This window comes from Gilliamella apis (assembly GCF_030758615.1).
GTDB lineage: Bacteria > Pseudomonadota > Gammaproteobacteria > Enterobacterales > Orbaceae > Gilliamella > Gilliamella apis_A.
In genome coordinates this window covers 2,070,301-2,086,114 of sequence record NZ_CP132381.1, presented here as the reverse complement: position 1 = coordinate 2,086,114, position 15,814 = coordinate 2,070,301, and the positions used below count along the sequence as shown (strand labels likewise).

Genomic DNA, 15,814 nt, shown 5'->3' with positions numbered 1-15,814 from the left:
AATGAATGACCAAATGAGCTCAGAGGATATTCAAATTACCGCATTTAATATTATTTTACATAGTGGTAATGCCAAAACCAAAATTCATGCTGCTTTCAAAGCAATGAGAAACGCAGAATTTGATACAGCAAATCAGCTCTTAGAAGAGGCCAATGAGGAAATATTAGAAGCACATAAATCGCAAACCGATCTTCTACAATCTTATGCTAATGGTTGTAAAATTGAGATGGAAATTATCATGGTGCATGCTCAAGATCATCTAATGACAACAATGACGTTGCGCGAAGTTGCCATTGAGATGTGTTATCTCTATCAAAAAAACTATCAGTTATCAAATCAATAAAGAGGTTAGCGATGAATACTCCACTAGAAAGCCAACTTAAAATGCATAAAAAAGTCAGTTTGACTAATCTTTATTTTAATCGCTTTTTAGCGGTTCGTTATGCGACAGCCTTCTTTCTATTTATTAATCTTTATTGGGCTGTCTTTCTGTTGGGTAGCTTATCAATTGCTATAGCACTACCACTGTTGCTTATCGTGATGGCTACATTAACCAGTTTTGAGCAAATTAAGCTTTATCGTAATCATAAAAATCATTTACGTTATGCCCGTTTATTGTACCGAACATTATTAATATCCATTATCGTGTTAATGGTTTTGATTTATACCCCATTGTTTCACTTTTTCTTTCCATTTCTAAAAAATTCACCGGAGGCGGTAAACATTATATTAGGCATTTTGGCAGCAAGTTTAGTTTTTACTATTTTTATATTAATAAAACTAAAAAAAATTGAGCGTAATGAGGATAAACATTTTAAAAGAATCCAAGCTTATCAAGAAATCATCAATTGAATGAGGAAAACAAAATGAATACCGGATTTGTGTTGTTACAAAAGTATCTAATGACTCCGATGGCAAAAATATCGCAGTTTAAGATTGTTCGAGCAGTAATGGCAGCTGGAATGGCGTCAGTACCTTTTTGTATAGTTGGATCGATGTTTTTGGTGTTTAATACTTTGCCGATGACATTTACTGGCTTAGAAACAGTATTTGAAAATACTATTTTCAAAGTAAGTGATCTTTATATGATAGCAAATACAGCAACAATGGGGATATTAGCACTCTATTTTAATATTGTTGTTGGTTATGAATTAACTAAAATTGAAGAAGAAGAAACTGGTTTAAAAGTAAATGCACTTAATGGTGCTATGTTATCGGTATTTGCTTTTGTTATGACTCTACCTGAATTGGTGATGCAAAGCGGTGCAATGGTTTTACTTAATGACCAAAGTGAATTAGTTTTTAATGGGTTACGTTTAAAACCATTTGTTTATCGCTTAGGTACATCTGGTATCTTTATTGCCATTGTTATGGCGATTATTGCAACACAGTTGTATTTCCTTTGTGTACGTCGTAATTGGGTGGTTAAAATGCCGGAAACCGTTCCATTAGGCGTATCTCGATCATTCACTGCATTAATTCCAACTTTTGTTATTGCTTTCACAATTCTTATTCTAAACGGAATTTTGGTGTATTTTGGTACGGATATATTTGATATTATCGGTGTTCCATTTACCTTTGTAACCAATTTAACTAAAAGTTGGCTTGGTATAATGGTGATTCTATTTTTAATCCATGCGCTTTGGGTTGTTGGTATTCACGGTGCTAGTATAATTGGGGCATTCATTACGCCTATAATGCTTAGTAATATGAATGAAAACGTTGGCGGCGCACATATTCCATTTGCTGGTGAGTTCAATAATTCATTGGTAATTTTAGGCGGTTCAGGTTCAACGTTACTTATGACTTTCTTTATTGCTTTTTGTGCTAAATCGAGTCAATTAAAAATTTTGGGTCGAGCTTCAGCTGTCCCGGCAATTTTTAATATCAATGAGCCAATTATTTTCGGTATGCCGATAGTATATAACCCATATCTTGCCTTACCGTTTTTATTAGCACCAATGGCATGTGGTACTTTAGGTTATTTTGCGATTAGTAGTGGGTTTATGAATCCAATTATTGCATTAATACCATGGCCATCACCAATGGGATTAGGGGCGTTTATTGGTACTGGTGGGGACTATCGAGCTATGTTTGTTGCGATACTTTCAGCAATTTTAGCGTTAGTAATTTACCTACCTTTTGTCAAAATGTACGACAACAAGCTTTATAAAGAAGAACAAGCTAAATCAGACAATCAATAGCTTAATTTATTACTTCATAGATTAAAGCATGAAATTAATTCAATTTCGTGCTTTTTGCTTTGTAATATACTCAATTATAATCATCGCTAAACTAATATTAGTTTTTTTCATGGTTAATCTCTGAACGATACAGCCATTTTCTATGCTATATTTAAAATTCCTTTTGATCAAATAATGAATAAAAATCTGAATTTTTTTATCAATATTAGAATAGAAGGGAATAATTATTTTTTTAATAAGGAGATGTGAAATGTACTGTATCAAACACAAGTTAAGAAAGTATTGTTGCATTATCTTTCTTCTATCAATAAGTCAATATGTAGCGGCCATAGAAAATGTAAAACATAAGTTTGAAGCTGGTGCTGTGGCTTCTCCCGATTATTATGGCGCCATCGCCGCAGAAGAAATCTTAAAAAAGGGTGGTAATGCTGTTGATGCCAGTGTCGCTACTGCATTTGCTTTAGCTGTAACCTACCCAGAAGCGGGCAATATCGGTGGTGGCGGATTTATGACCATTTGGATGGAAGGAAAACCTTATTTTATCGATTATCGAGAGACAGCACCTAATCAAGCCTCTAAAGATATGTTTCTTGATAAACAGAAAAATGTAGTAGCTGATTTAAGCTTATATTCGCATAAAGCATCAGGTGTTCCAGGAACAGTAGCAGGAATGTGGGCGGTTCATCAGCGATTTGGCAAACTTAGTTGGCAAGAAGTGATAGCACCAGCTATTCGGTTTGCAAACCAAGGTTTTACGGTTGATAAACAGCTGATTACACGTTATCAGGAAGTACAGGATCTGGCACCGACCAATGGACATTTTAAACAGTACTTTGGTGCTATGCAGGAAGGAAAAATTTTCAAGCAACCTGAATTAGGTGCTGTGTTAACGCGTATCGCAAAGGACGGTGCTGATGAATTTTACCGAGGTAAAACAGCCCAATTAATTGTGCAAGAAATGGCAAAAAATGGTGGTTTAATCACACAAAATGATTTAGCTAACTATCAAGCTAAATGGCGAGATCCGATCCTAGCCAATTGGCATGATATGCAAGTAGTAACGGCACCACCGCCAAGTTCAGGTGGCGTTGGGTTGATTCAATTATTATTAATGAAACAAAAATTAGCTGATGATTTCAAAGATGTTAAAGTAAACTCTGCTCAGTATGTCCACTTATTAGCAGAGATCGAAAAACGTGTTTTTGCTGACCGCGCTGAATACATGGGTGATCCTGATTTTGTTAATGTACCAGTTGCTAAATTAATTGATGATAGTTATTTAGCTAATCGGGCTAAATCTATTAATGCCAATGCGGTTTCAATTACTGAGCAAGTAAAACCTGGACTAGATAATAATCATGAAAAATTACAAACTACTCATTTTTCAGTTGTAGACAAATGGGGAAATGCTGTTTCTAATACATATACTTTAAATGGTTGGTTTGGATCTGCTGTTGTTGTAGAAGGAACCGGTATTGTTTTAAACAACGAAATGGATGATTTTAGTAGTAAGCCTGGTATTGCCAATCAATTTGGTGTTGTAGGTAAAGATGCTAATGCGATAGAGCCAAATAAACGTCCACTATCATCTATGTCACCAAGTATTTTAGTTAAAGATAATGAAGTGGTTATGGTTATTGGTACCCCTGGTGGTTCGAGAATATTCACTTCTATTTTTCAAGTTGTAACAAATATTTTTGATAATAACATGACATTAAAATCGGCTATGGATGCACCACGTTACCACCATCAATTATTACCAAATAATGTGATTTTTATCGAGCCTTTTCAGGCTGAAGTACCAATTGATCTAAAAAATCAACTTGAGAAAATGGGATATCAATTTGAAAAACAGGATTTCAGTGGTGATATTCAAGCAATTAGAATTATTAATAATAAACCTCAACCGGTATCTGATCCACGTGGCAGAGGAACGTCAATTATTGTTAAATAATCGAGTGAATATTCCTTAACAAAGAAATATAGAATATCCAATTTTAACTTTATTTTTAGCTAATAACTAAATAGTATAAAAAAACCCGTTTAATTAAACGGGTTTTTTATACTGTTATTTGATGATTATTCAGGAATAATATCAACAATAACTTTTGCAAAAGCTTCGCTGTGTACTTGGAATAACACTTCGTGTTCACCAGTAGTACGCAATACACCATTTGGTAAACGAACTTCGCTTTTTGATACTTGAATACCACGAGCTTTAACTGCATCAGCGATATCACGAGTACCAATTGAACCAAATAAACGACCTTCATCACCTGCTTTAGAAGTAATAGTTACTTTACCTAAAGCATTGATTTCAGCAACGCGTTGTTCAGCTGCTTTTAATGTTTCAGCTAATTTTGCTTCTAATTCAGCACGACGAGCTTCGAAGAATTCAATATTCTTTTTAGTTGCTGGTACTGCTTTACCTTGTGGAATCAAAAAGTTACGAGCGTAACCCGCTTTAACATTAACTTGATCACCTAAGCTGCCTAAATTAGCAACTTTATCGAGTAGAATAATTTGCATTATATGTTCCCTCTGTTGCTAATTACTGATGATTGTCAGTATATGGTAATAATGCCAAGTAACGAGCGCGTTTGATAGCGCGAGCTAGTTGACGTTGATATTTTGCGCTAGTACCAGTAATACGGCTTGGTACGATTTTACCACTTTCTGTGATATAGCTTTTTAATAAAGAAACATCTTTATAATCAATTTCTTTAACGCCTTCTGCTGTAAAACGGCAGAATTTGCGACGACGGAAGTAACGTGCCATTTGGCTATTCTCCTAATAGTTTAATTTGGTCAGCATGTAAAACTATTTGACTGGTTTTATCTCGTTTAGTATGTGTACTAATAAAGCCACTTACCAAAACTTTGCTGCCTTTTTTAATACTGTAACTTAACTCGTGTTGTCCACTGACAATAACGGGCATTATGCACCATGCTTGTCTTGAGAGTCCTGCTTCGATTTGTTCAGAAACATGTTCTAAATAAAACTGACAGTGTGATATCCCACTTGGACTCATTTTTTTAATCGGGGTTTTAGTAATCAATCCCGATAAAACTAAACGATTATTCTTCCGAATCATCGTCCATGTTTGCATCGCTAAAATCTTCTTCAGAACTACGACGTTCATCTTTAGCTTTTAGCATTGGTGATGTTTCAGTTACAGAATGTTTGGTACGCATAATTAAACTGCGAATTACTGCATCATTGAAACGGAAGTTATCTTCAAGTTCATTTACTGCTTCTTGAGTAGCTTCAACATTCATTAACACATAATGTGCTTTATGCAATTTTTCGATAGGATATGCTAATTGACGACGACCCCAATCTTCTAAACGATGGATTTTGCCACCATCAGTGGTTAACGTACCAGTATAACGTTCGATCATACCAGGTACTTGTTCACTTTGATCTGGGTGAACCATAAATACAATTTCGTAATGACGCATTATCGCTCCCTACGGATTAATCAGCTTTCTGTCGGGGCAACCGCAACCCATTGAAAGCAAGGAACATGAAAATTAAGCGGTTGAAATCGACGGCGCATTATATATCAAAATAATTACTTTAACAAATGAATAAATATTAAAAGTGCTATTCGTTTTTTATAATAAAAATAATCTATTAATCATAACTAAAAAATTTAACTAAAAATCGATTATAAATAGGATAAAAAAAACTTTTCGACAAAGTTTTTACTTGAACGGGTGAATTAGGTGTAAAAATGTAACGATATCTATACATCTTTGTCATTAAAATATGTTATTCTTTATAAGATAAAAGTTTAATGTTAATAGCTATTTTTAAAGGAGTGTTTATATGGCTGAAGAAACCATTTTTAGTAAAATAATTCGCCGTGAAATTCCTGCTGATATTGTTTTTCAAGATGATCAGGTTACTGCCTTTCGGGATATTTCTCCTCAAGCCCCTACACATATTTTAATTATTCCCAATAAATTGATTCCAACCGTAAATCATATTGCAGAGTCTGATGAAGCTCTGCTTGGTCATATGATGGTTGTTGCGGCTAAAATTGCCAAGCAAGAAGGTATTGATGAAAGTGGTTATCGTTTAATAATGAATTGTAATAAAGATGCAGGACAAGAAGTTTTTCATATTCACATGCATTTATTAGGTGGTAAAAATTTAGGGCGATTAATAGGTTAGCTTATATGAAACAGTTTAAACGTATCATTGGAATGAGCATGCTTGCTTTTAGTTTAGCTGGATGTCAACTTCTCGGTTATAATCAAAAAACTGAAGTCAATCCGCCAGTAGAAATCCCAGATAACACTGGAGTGGTTGATACTCCTCCACAGATAGTTAAAACAACTGATTGGAATGATATATTATCTCCAGTTGTAAATAAAATATTGCAATCTTCATCAGCAATTGAAGGTAATAAAGTGTTGTTAATTAGTGATATCCAAAATCGTAGTGGTGATTATTTAGCAACAAATCAGATTGATACAACTTTACATAATATACTGAATAAGCAAAGTATTTTCTCTGTGGCTGATAGACAATCGATCAGTCAAGCTAAACAAGCGTTAGGTATTTCTGTTGATGATAAACTTGTTTCTCGCAGTAAAATGATCGGTTTGGCAAAGTCAATAAATGCTGGGTATGTGCTTTTTACCACACTTTATAAGTTACCAGCCGAAAATGAAGATGCCAACCTTTCTATGGAATTACTTTCAACCCAAACGGGTGAAATTTTACAACGTGTGACAACAAAGGATATCCAATCCCAAAATTCTGTTAATCATGCTCAAGGAGCTGCTGAATAATGGGGCCTTTATTGATCGATGTGCCGAGTACATCATTAACCAATGATGATATATCGCTTTTAAAAAATCCAATGGTAGCAGGGATTATTTTATTTAGTCGTAATTATCAGTCTCCTGAGCAATTGACTGATTTGATAAAGCAAATTCGTTCAGTAACATCAGAACGTTTATTAATTTCGGTTGATCATGAAGGTGGTCGAGTTCAACGTTTCAAGCAAGGCTTTACTCTAATTCCTCCTGTGCAATCTTTTGCTTTGCTTAATGATTTAGAAAAAGCGAAATCATTAGCATTTGACGCGGGTTGGTTACTAGCGATGGAATTGATTGCCTACGACATTGATTTAAGTTATGCACCTGTACTTGATTTAGGTCATGATTGTTTAGCCATTGGAAGTCGATCATTTCATCATGATAGTTATATTGCTTATCAAATTGCATCGTCAATGATTGATGGTATGCATTCGGCAGGCATGAAAACAACTGGTAAACATTTTCCTGGCCATGGCCATGTTATTGCTGATTCTCATAAAGAAACACCAATCGATTATCGTTCGAAAGAACTCATTGAAAATGATATGCAGATTTTTGCCAAATTAATCGCTGAAAAGAAACTCGATGCAATTATGCCTGCTCATGTTATTTATCCTGAATTTAATGATAAACCAGCTAGCGGGTCAGTGTTTTGGCTAAAAACAGTGTTACGTGAAAAGTTACATTTTGATGGTGTTATATTTTCTGATGATTTATCGATGGAAGGAGCTTCTGTTTTGGGGGATCACGCTGAACGAGCTAAAGCAGCGCTTAATGCTGGTTGTGATTTATTATTGGCTTGTAATAATCGAAATGGCACATTAGCTATTTTAGATACATTAACTCGTTTAAATGAAAAACAGCCATTATTAACCGATAAAGCAAAACTACTATTAACTAATACCAAAGTAAATTATGCCGATTTGATAAAGAGTCATGATTGGCAGAATCGTCATCAAAATTTAATGAAGTTGAATGAAAAGTGGGAGCATTATAATGCAAGCAGCCATCATTAAAATCGACAATAATACACATTTAGTTGCTTATAATGATGCAGCAAAAGCATTATTTTCTAGTAATTTATTAAGTTTAGATCAGCCATTTGATTATCGAAATGCATTTAGTTTGGATGCAACATTTGATTTATCCGAATATGACGATACGATTATTGTATTAAACTCCCAGTATTTTTTATTGCAGAAAATTAATGAATCATCTCTTATTACCTTTGTTTTGCAACCAGTTGAATATCTAAAAAAACGGTTATCAAAAATTAATGTTGTTGGAAGTCATGCTTTTGATATTTTTGCTGTTAAAAGCCAATCAATGCAAAAATTAATTGCTCAAGCTAAAGCTTTTTCAATGCAAAGAGAACCATTACTAATTACCGGTGAAACTGGCACAGGTAAAGATTTGTTGGCTAGTGCATGTCATCAATATAGCCCTAGGGGGGATCAAACTTTTTTAGGTCTCAATTGTGCCGCTATGCCTGATGATGTTGTTGAAAGTGAGCTTTATGGCCATGCCGCAGGGGCTTATCCAGGAGCACTTGAAAGCAAAAAAGGTTTTTTTGAACAGGCTAATGGTGGTTCTGTATTACTTGATGGCATCGATGAAATGTCATTCCAAATGCAAACCAAATTATTGCGTTTTATTAACGATGGCTTTTTTAGACGAGTCGGCGATGATAACGAAGTTTATGTAGATGTTAGAATCATCTGTGCCACTAAAGTTGATTTAGCTGAATTGGTGGAACAAGGAAAGTTTAGGAAAGATCTTTATTATCGCTTGAATGTGTTGTCCTTAAATTTACCTTCACTACAAGAACGTCAGGAAGATATTGCACCGCTCACACAAATTTTTATTGATGAATTTGCTAATAAGCAGGGAATTACACCGCCAACAGTTAATCAAGATGTTATTCCTTATTTAGCTCAATACTCATGGCCAGGTAATGTAAGACAGCTTAAAAATGTACTTTATTCAGCATTGGCTCAGTTAACATCTTCACAATTGACGGTAAAAGACATTGTTTTACCAGCAATAACTTCAACTCAGATCTCATTGATTAGGGATATTGACAATAAAACGCTAGATGAAATGACGAAAAACTATGAAAAAGAAGTCCTAAAAAGTCTCTATGTCAAATATCCAAGCTCAAGAAAACTTGCCAAAAGATTAGGGGTATCCCACACCGCAATTGCAAATAAACTTCGGGATTATGGGATAGGGCGGTAAATATCTAATAATATTTTAAATATCTACAATAATGATAATTAGAATGCTATCATAAATGATTATTATTAATAATATAATGGGTTGTTATTAATTTTTTATTTAAGAAGATTAGTAAAGTTGGAAAAATACAATTGATAGTACGGTAATGAAATATATGGATTCTGCAACATTTGATAATTTAAGAAAGGTTAATTCGATTCATCTTTTAAGAGGCATTATTATAATTCTGATTGTGATATGTCACTGCTATGGAATATTATGGTCTTCAGGGATCTGTAAAAAAATGGGTTCAAATCAAAGTTATTTTTATTTTTTTTCCTCTCTTACTCTTAATTGGACTGTTGGCTTTGTCTTGATAGCAGGATATTTATTTCAACATCTTTCTTATAAATTTAAATTAAAAAGATATTATTTATCAAAAATTAAAAATGTGATTATCCCATATACTGTAGTTTCTTTTGTAATTTTTGTGTTTTGTTATTGGGACTACATTAATGACAATTCAATATATCAAAGTTTTAAAAAGTTTTTCATTGAATGGAAACGGGGTAGTTTATCTATACCTTTTTGGTTTATCCCTATGATAACTGTTATCTATTTATTAGCACCAATTTTAAAATTTTTATCTGGTAAAAATTTGACAACTTTATCAATAATATCTTTTATTTTTGTTAGTTTATACCCTAGACCTCATGACGGCTATAAGTTATTATCAATTTCTTTGCATTTTCTGCCTGTATATATAATAGGTATGGGAATAAGACAAAATCATCTTAATATCATGAAGATAATAAAAAGAAATTTTTTTATTATTATAATGTTCTTTAGTGTAGTTTTATTACTGATTGCGACAATGTATGAAACTATTCCTAATTTTAGTTTAAGAGGTGTGATGTACACGCCATTTAAAATAATGATATTTATGTTGTTATTATATTTTTGGGATTATACCAACTCGAATTTTACTAAAAATAAATTCAACTCTATATTATCATATATAGCTAATATAAGTTTCCCTATTTTCTTTATTCACTATGCTATATTAGAGAGTATATTCTATTTATTTTTAAAAAATAATAATTATTTTCAGCAAGTAACCCAAAATTGTTCTGGTTTTTTAGAATTAATAATTGGCATAACTATGGCTTTAATAACGTTATTCTTATCAATAATAGTAATTGAAGTAGTGAAAAAAATGACAAAAAATAAATCGCGTTATTTTATTGGATGTTAATATTTATTGAAGAAAAATTGATTTTTTATTACAATTACGGATTATTTTCTTTTTATATTCAAAAATCTTAGCATTGCTGATAAATTGAAAAATTTGTTAAAATGATTCGTAAATACTTATAGCATGACATTTTTATTTAATTTATCACATTATTTATCAACTAATATATTAGTTATATTCTTTTTTATCAGGATTTTTAAATGATTGAACCTAGAGTTGAGTTTGTAAATTTTAATATTATTGGCGATGAGAGAGGCTCTTTGATTTCACTTGAAAATAGCCACAATATCGGTTTTGATATTAAGCGTATGTATTATATTTATGGTACTCAAAAAAATATTTCTCGAGGTTTTCATGCGCACAAAAAATTAAAGCAATTGTTGATAGCTGTATCAGGAACAGTTGATATTTATTGTGAGTATCAAAATGTAAAACAGACATTCTCATTAAATTCTCCAAGTATTGGTTTAATCATTGAAGGACCGGTTTGGCGTATTATGCAAAATTTTTCAGAGGATTCTGTTCTTATTGTTTTAGCCGATGGTTTTTATGACGAAAATGATTATATAAGAGAATATGACCATTTTTTATGTGAAACACAAAAAGGATATAAAAATGCCTAACTTATACGAAGATATGGTTGCTAAAATTTTTTCAACATTATTTAAAAAAGAAATTAATAGTAATGATGATATATCTATGGAATCTGAACCTAAATGGGATTCTATGAAACATATTGAAATAATCATGGTTTTAGAAGAGGAATTAGGTATCTCTTTTAGGCCAGAATCAATTCCAGCTTTAACTTCAATGTCTAAAATTATTGATGAAATTAAAAAAATTAAAGGTTAATTAATTGAATATAGATATCTGCTTTAATGCGCTTTTTGATAATGAATTGAAAAGGTTAGATTTATTATCAATAAAACCTAACTTAAAATGCTGCAATTTAAAAATTGCTGTTTATCGAAATCATTCTTTTGAAATGATCGCTAGTGTTTTGAATTCATTTTTAACTTTTTCTGAATTATCTGCAGATTTTATATATAGTAGCTATGATGATAGTTTAAATTTCCAAAATATAGATGCAGATTTGAACTTAATTTGGTTAGATGTAACTCGTTACAAGCTTGAAGATATATCCAGTTTTGTTAATGAACGAGCGCTTGCATTAAGAGAATTATCAAATTCACCGATTATTTTTATCTGTATCGGTAATAATTTAGAAGTTAAATTATTTGATAATATACCAGACTGTTACCTATTTTCCTTAAATGATGAATTAGAAAGGATTGGTGATTCGGCATACGATTTAGCAAAAGAACCCTACTCAGGAACTCGCCTCTCTAACAAGGCAAGTTTACGTTGTGCTCGCGTAATTGGATTGCAGTATATACCAGCAATTTTTAAACCAAATATAAAAGCGGTTGTTTTAGATTTAGATAATACATTATATCGTGGAATTTTGGGTGAAGACGGTATTAGCGCTTTGGAACCCAATATAGAATTACAAAAAGCAGTCAAACAATTACATCAAAACGGTATATTTCTCTGTATAGCTTCTAAAAATGAAGAAGCTGATGTTGTTGAATTATTCAAGCAACGGACTGATTTTGCCCTTAGAATAGATGATTTTACCGCAATAAGAGTAAATTGGAATTCAAAATATGACAATATAAAAAGTTTAGCAGATGAGCTTAATATTGGTTGTGATGCCATGCTTTTTATTGATGATAATCCTGCTGAAATAGAAAATACTAGAGGATTAGGTCTCAAAACAATATTAGCTAATGATCCAAATCGTACAGTTCAAACACTGAAATATTTTCCTGGTTTATTAAAATTGAAAAAATCAAAGGAAGATAATATTAGGGATAAAGATATTCGGGCCAATAAAGAAAGAAGTATCATGGCAAATACTTTGTCACCAAAAGAGTATTTTAAAAAATTAGGAATAAAACTTCATTTTTCTATAAACGATCTTAATCAAATAGTACGATGTTCTGAGCTTTTAGGAAAGACTAATCAATTTATTTTGAATTATAAAAGATATAGCGAGTTGGATTTAATAAATATTATTAAAAATAAGGGATGTTTAATAACTGCAGCTATGTCTGATAATTTATCAGATAGTGGTATTATTGCTGTATTGGTTTTATCGAAAGATTCTAAAGAATCAGTGTTAAATTTAAATGAGTTAACAGTTAGTTGTAGAGCTTTAGGCCGTCATTTAGAGTCGATAATGATTCCTTTTATGTTTAAATTAGGTATGAATAAATTAAATTCAATTGATAAAATTAGAATTAATTATCGACAAGGTGAACGTAATATTCCTGCATTAAATTGGTTAAAAGAATTTTCTCAAAAGGAAACAGAACAATATGGCAATATTATTTGTTCTATTCCAAATGAAATCGTTACTGAAGGAATTTCTATTGAGGTTAGTGATAATGGTTGATTTAGCCGAGTTAAATTTAAAATTTCATCATATTGGAGTTGCAACTCGAAATATTGAGAAAGAAATGAGCTATTATAAAATGCTAGGCTACAAGGAATCATCAGATTACTTTAGCGATCCTATACAAGGGATTAAAGGGATATTCATTGAAGCTGAAGGGCAGCCACCGCTGGAGTTATTAGAAAATTTAACTGATAAAGGTCCATTAACATCATGTTTGGAAAAAGGTATTAAGTTTTACCATTTTGCTTATGAGACAAACAATATTGAAGAAGCAGTTAATTCTTTGTTGACTACAAATAAGGCTATGGTTGTAGTTCCAATAACCAATGCGACCTATTTTGATAAAATTTGTTTTTTAATGTTAAAAAATATGATGATGGTTGAATTAGTGCAGGTTAACAAAGAAAGGTAAATTTAATATGGCTAAATCCAGTTTTTTTAATGCTAAAATAAAAGGAATGTCAATAACATTAGGTGAAAATAAATGTAATATTGAGGACGAACCATTTTATTATAACAATGATGAAGCGTTTCTAGGGCGACTAAAAAAAACAGTAGGTTTTGGAACCCGTTATGTGGCTTCGAAAGGAACAACTACCTGTGATTTGTGTTTGGATGCAGCTAAAAGGTTGCTTAATGAAACTAATACATCTGTGAATGATATTGATGCCATCATTTTTATTACCCAAACTCCAGATTATTATATGCCCGGTAATGCTCATATAATTCATGAAAAATTAAATTTTCCTAAAGAAACTTCCGCATTAGATGTTGAATTAGGTTGCTCTGGATTTGTATATGGTCTTTGGTTATCTTATATGATGGTTTCAGCTGGTCTAAATAAAGTATTACTATTAACTGGTGATACGCTAAGTAAATCAGCAAATCCAAAAGATAGAACGGAGTACCCTCTATTTTGTGATGCTGGGGCTGCTACAATCATAGAAAAATCCAAAAATAGTTCACCATCCTATTTTATCCTCAAGTCTGACGGTTCTGGTGTTAATCATATGCTACAACCAGCTGGCGCTTATAGACAACCATCTTCAGAAGAAACAAGAAAAGAGGTTGCTGACAAAGATGGAAATATAAGAAGCCAAGAAAATATTTATATGAATGGGTTTGAGATATTTAATTTTACTTTAACTGAACAACCCCCATTATTACAAGATATATTAAAATTATCTAATAAGAATAAAGATGAAATCGACTATTTCTTATTCCATCAAGGAAATAAATATATTGTTGATACAATCTCTAAATCAGCTTTATTACCTAAAGAAAAAGTACCAGTAATTTTCCCTGATTTCGGTAATCAAAATAGTGCAGCTATCCCCGGAACAATTTGCGCAACTTTGTCAGATAAGATCCGTTCTCCAATTAATGTTGTAATTCAAGGTTTTGGTATTGGTTTATCATGGGGAGCCTGTCAGTTAATACTTGATGATATAACTATTTTACCCCCTCAAGTATATTGCGGAGATAACGATGAGTAATGTTTGTTTAAAACATAGCTGTATCAAAGGTATTACTACTGTTGTACCAGAAAATATTATTAATATTGAAGATGAAATAAATTATTTTGATAATAATCCTAAAAAACTTCAACGAGCAAAAAAAATGATAGGTTTTGGAACTCGTCATGTTGTTAGGGACGGTACTACAGTAATTGATTTATGTGAAGTAGCTGCTAATAATTTAATACGAGATATGAATATTGCTAGGGATGATATCGACGCATTAATATTGGTTTGTCAAAGTCCTGATTATTTATTACCTGCTTCATCATGTATCTTACACGGTAGACTTGGGTTAAATTCAAATTGTGCAACTTTTGATGTCGGATTAGGGTGTTCAGGATATGTTTATGGATTATGGATGGCTCATTCTTTAATTGCTAGTGGGTCGGCTGAAAAAGTATTATTATTGGCAGGAGATGCCCCAAGTGTTCATTCCAATATCGCAAATCGAAAATGTAATCCTTTATTTGGTGATGCAGCTTCGGCAACTTACATTACTTATACGCCTGAAGACAATCCTGCATATTTCTCAATTGGTACCGATGGAAAAGGGTGGGATAGAATTATTGTTCCAGCTGGAGGAAGAAAACTGCCGATAAAAGAAGATATAGTAAATATAACGGCAAAAGATTCGGCTGGTAATATATGGTTTGTTGGTGATGAAATATTACATGGTATGGACGTATTCAATTTTACCATGGATGTTGCACCTAAAAATATAAATCAAGTATTAGAGTTTTCTGATACCAATTCATCAGAAATAGATTATTTTGTAATTCATCAAGCCAATAAACAGATCGTTGAAAATGTTGCAAGAATTGCTAAAATACCATTAGATAAAACATCTTCAGAAACTTTTTCTAAATACGGTAATAATTCGACTAATTCTGTTGCAACAGTTATTTGTGATCAATTGTATAATAAAAATGTAGATAAAATACTAATTTCGGCTTTTGGAGTAGGATTATCATGGGGAGCTTCTATTGTAAATATTAAAAATATTCATAATGGAGGTATTTCTTTAATGAAAAATCCAACTGAAAGTCATACACGTGTGGAACAAATTTTATATTGGGCTAAACAATTTCAAGAGGGATAAAAGTTATGACTAGAGAAGAATTTTTAGAGAAATTTCAAGACATTTTACAAACAGAAGATGAATTATCCTTTGGTATGAGTTTAGATGATATAGAAGAGTGGGATTCTCTAGCTAAATTAGCAACGGTAGCTTTTCTTGATCAAAATTTTAATGTGAAAGTTGTTTTTGATGATTTTCAAAATTTGAAAACAATAGATGATGTAGCTAAAAAGGCAGGTATTTAGT

19 protein-coding genes and 1 pseudogene are annotated in these 15,814 nt (G+C 32.1%); 16 read left to right on the top strand and 4 right to left on the bottom strand.

All coding sequences use genetic code 11. The annotated features are described in order from the left end of the window. The first annotated feature begins 1 nt into the window (after position 1). The 4 genes from RAM17_RS09615 to ggt all read left to right on the top strand — a co-directional run bounded on the left by RAM17_RS09615 (position 2) and on the right by ggt (position 4,158). Positions 2-343, top strand: a complete 342-nt coding sequence (locus RAM17_RS09615) for a PTS cellobiose transporter subunit IIA (protein WP_110447471.1) — start codon at positions 2-4, stop codon at positions 341-343. Positions 344-354: 11 nt separating this feature from the next. After that, on the top strand, positions 355-852 hold the full coding sequence (locus RAM17_RS09610; protein WP_086364132.1) for a hypothetical protein: 498 nt from the start codon (positions 355-357) through the stop codon (positions 850-852). Between the two features lie 14 nt (positions 853-866). Further along, a complete protein-coding gene (gene celB / locus RAM17_RS09605) occupies positions 867-2,204 on the top strand; it encodes a PTS cellobiose transporter subunit IIC (protein WP_110447472.1) in 1,338 nt (445 codons plus the stop codon). A gap of 250 nt (positions 2,205-2,454) precedes the next feature. Next, the gene (gene ggt, locus RAM17_RS09600) at positions 2,455-4,158 is read left to right on the top strand and encodes a gamma-glutamyltransferase (protein WP_110447473.1); all 1,704 of its coding nucleotides are present in this window, start codon (positions 2,455-2,457) and stop codon (positions 4,156-4,158) included. A 125-nt stretch (positions 4,159-4,283) separates the two neighbouring features. Here ggt and rplI read toward each other — a convergent pair whose 3' ends face one another. The 4 genes from rplI to rpsF are packed head-to-tail and all read right to left on the bottom strand — an operon-like array spanning position 4,284 to position 5,666. Further along, complete coding sequence (gene rplI, locus RAM17_RS09595) at positions 4,284-4,733, bottom strand: 50S ribosomal protein L9 (protein WP_065579335.1); 450 nt, start codon at positions 4,731-4,733, stop codon at positions 4,284-4,286. Positions 4,734-4,755: 22 nt separating this feature from the next. Further along, positions 4,756-4,983 carry a 30S ribosomal protein S18 gene (gene rpsR / locus RAM17_RS09590; protein WP_025314965.1) on the bottom strand — a complete coding sequence of 76 codons (228 nt, stop codon included), beginning with the start codon at positions 4,981-4,983 and terminating at the stop codon, positions 4,756-4,758. A gap of 4 nt (positions 4,984-4,987) precedes the next feature. After that, entirely contained in the window at positions 4,988-5,314 is a 327-nt protein-coding gene (gene priB / locus RAM17_RS09585; protein WP_372339512.1) for a primosomal replication protein N, read from the bottom strand. After that, positions 5,283-5,666 carry a 30S ribosomal protein S6 gene (gene rpsF / locus RAM17_RS09580; RefSeq protein WP_065579333.1) on the bottom strand — a complete coding sequence of 128 codons (384 nt, stop codon included), beginning with the start codon at positions 5,664-5,666 and terminating at the stop codon, positions 5,283-5,285. The genes priB and rpsF overlap by 32 nt, the downstream gene beginning before the upstream one ends. 370 nt (positions 5,667-6,036) lie before the next feature. On the opposite strand from rpsF, the gene RAM17_RS09575 reads away from it, so the two are divergent. The 12 genes and pseudogenes from RAM17_RS09575 to RAM17_RS09520 all read left to right on the top strand — a co-directional run bounded on the left by RAM17_RS09575 (position 6,037) and on the right by RAM17_RS09520 (position 15,813). Beyond that, positions 6,037-6,384, top strand: a complete 348-nt coding sequence (locus RAM17_RS09575; protein ID WP_065579332.1) for an HIT domain-containing protein — start codon at positions 6,037-6,039, stop codon at positions 6,382-6,384. 5 nt (positions 6,385-6,389) lie between these two features. Next, positions 6,390-7,007, top strand: coding sequence for a penicillin-binding protein activator LpoB (locus RAM17_RS09570; protein ID WP_110447475.1), 618 nt, complete (start codon positions 6,390-6,392; stop codon positions 7,005-7,007). Continuing rightward, positions 7,007-8,053 carry a beta-N-acetylhexosaminidase gene (nagZ, locus tag RAM17_RS09565; RefSeq protein WP_110447476.1) on the top strand — a complete coding sequence of 349 codons (1,047 nt, stop codon included), beginning with the start codon at positions 7,007-7,009 and terminating at the stop codon, positions 8,051-8,053. The genes RAM17_RS09570 and nagZ overlap by 1 nt, the downstream gene beginning before the upstream one ends. Before the next feature lie 352 nt (positions 8,054-8,405). Then, positions 8,406-9,275, top strand: a pseudogene (locus tag RAM17_RS09560) (sigma 54-interacting transcriptional regulator); the annotation flags it as partial. A gap of 154 nt (positions 9,276-9,429) precedes the next feature. Continuing rightward, positions 9,430-10,509: an acyltransferase family protein gene (locus tag RAM17_RS09555; RefSeq protein ID WP_181414636.1), complete on the top strand. Its 1,080-nt coding sequence runs from the start codon at positions 9,430-9,432 to the stop codon at positions 10,507-10,509. A 200-nt stretch (positions 10,510-10,709) separates the two neighbouring features. After that, complete coding sequence (locus RAM17_RS09550) at positions 10,710-11,132, top strand: sugar 3,4-ketoisomerase (RefSeq protein ID WP_110447479.1); 423 nt, start codon at positions 10,710-10,712, stop codon at positions 11,130-11,132. Next, positions 11,125-11,361 (top strand): acyl carrier protein, encoded by a 237-nt coding sequence (locus RAM17_RS09545; protein ID WP_110447480.1) that lies wholly within the window; start codon positions 11,125-11,127, stop codon positions 11,359-11,361. Before RAM17_RS09550 ends, RAM17_RS09545 begins: the two co-directional genes overlap by 8 nt. Before the next feature lie 4 nt (positions 11,362-11,365). After that, positions 11,366-12,967 (top strand): HAD-IIIC family phosphatase, encoded by a 1,602-nt coding sequence (locus RAM17_RS09540; protein ID WP_110447481.1) that lies wholly within the window; start codon positions 11,366-11,368, stop codon positions 12,965-12,967. Continuing rightward, on the top strand, positions 12,960-13,382 hold the full coding sequence (locus RAM17_RS09535) for a VOC family protein (protein WP_181414637.1): 423 nt from the start codon (positions 12,960-12,962) through the stop codon (positions 13,380-13,382). The genes RAM17_RS09540 and RAM17_RS09535 overlap by 8 nt, the downstream gene beginning before the upstream one ends. A gap of 7 nt (positions 13,383-13,389) precedes the next feature. Further along, complete coding sequence (locus RAM17_RS09530) at positions 13,390-14,466, top strand: 3-oxoacyl-[acyl-carrier-protein] synthase III C-terminal domain-containing protein (protein WP_110447483.1); 1,077 nt, start codon at positions 13,390-13,392, stop codon at positions 14,464-14,466. Further along, positions 14,459-15,589, top strand: a complete 1,131-nt coding sequence (locus RAM17_RS09525) for a 3-oxoacyl-[acyl-carrier-protein] synthase III C-terminal domain-containing protein (RefSeq protein ID WP_110447484.1) — start codon at positions 14,459-14,461, stop codon at positions 15,587-15,589. The genes RAM17_RS09530 and RAM17_RS09525 overlap by 8 nt, the downstream gene beginning before the upstream one ends. 5 nt (positions 15,590-15,594) lie before the next feature. Next, on the top strand, positions 15,595-15,813 hold the full coding sequence (locus RAM17_RS09520; protein ID WP_110447485.1) for an acyl carrier protein: 219 nt from the start codon (positions 15,595-15,597) through the stop codon (positions 15,811-15,813). Position 15,814 lies beyond the last annotated feature (1 nt).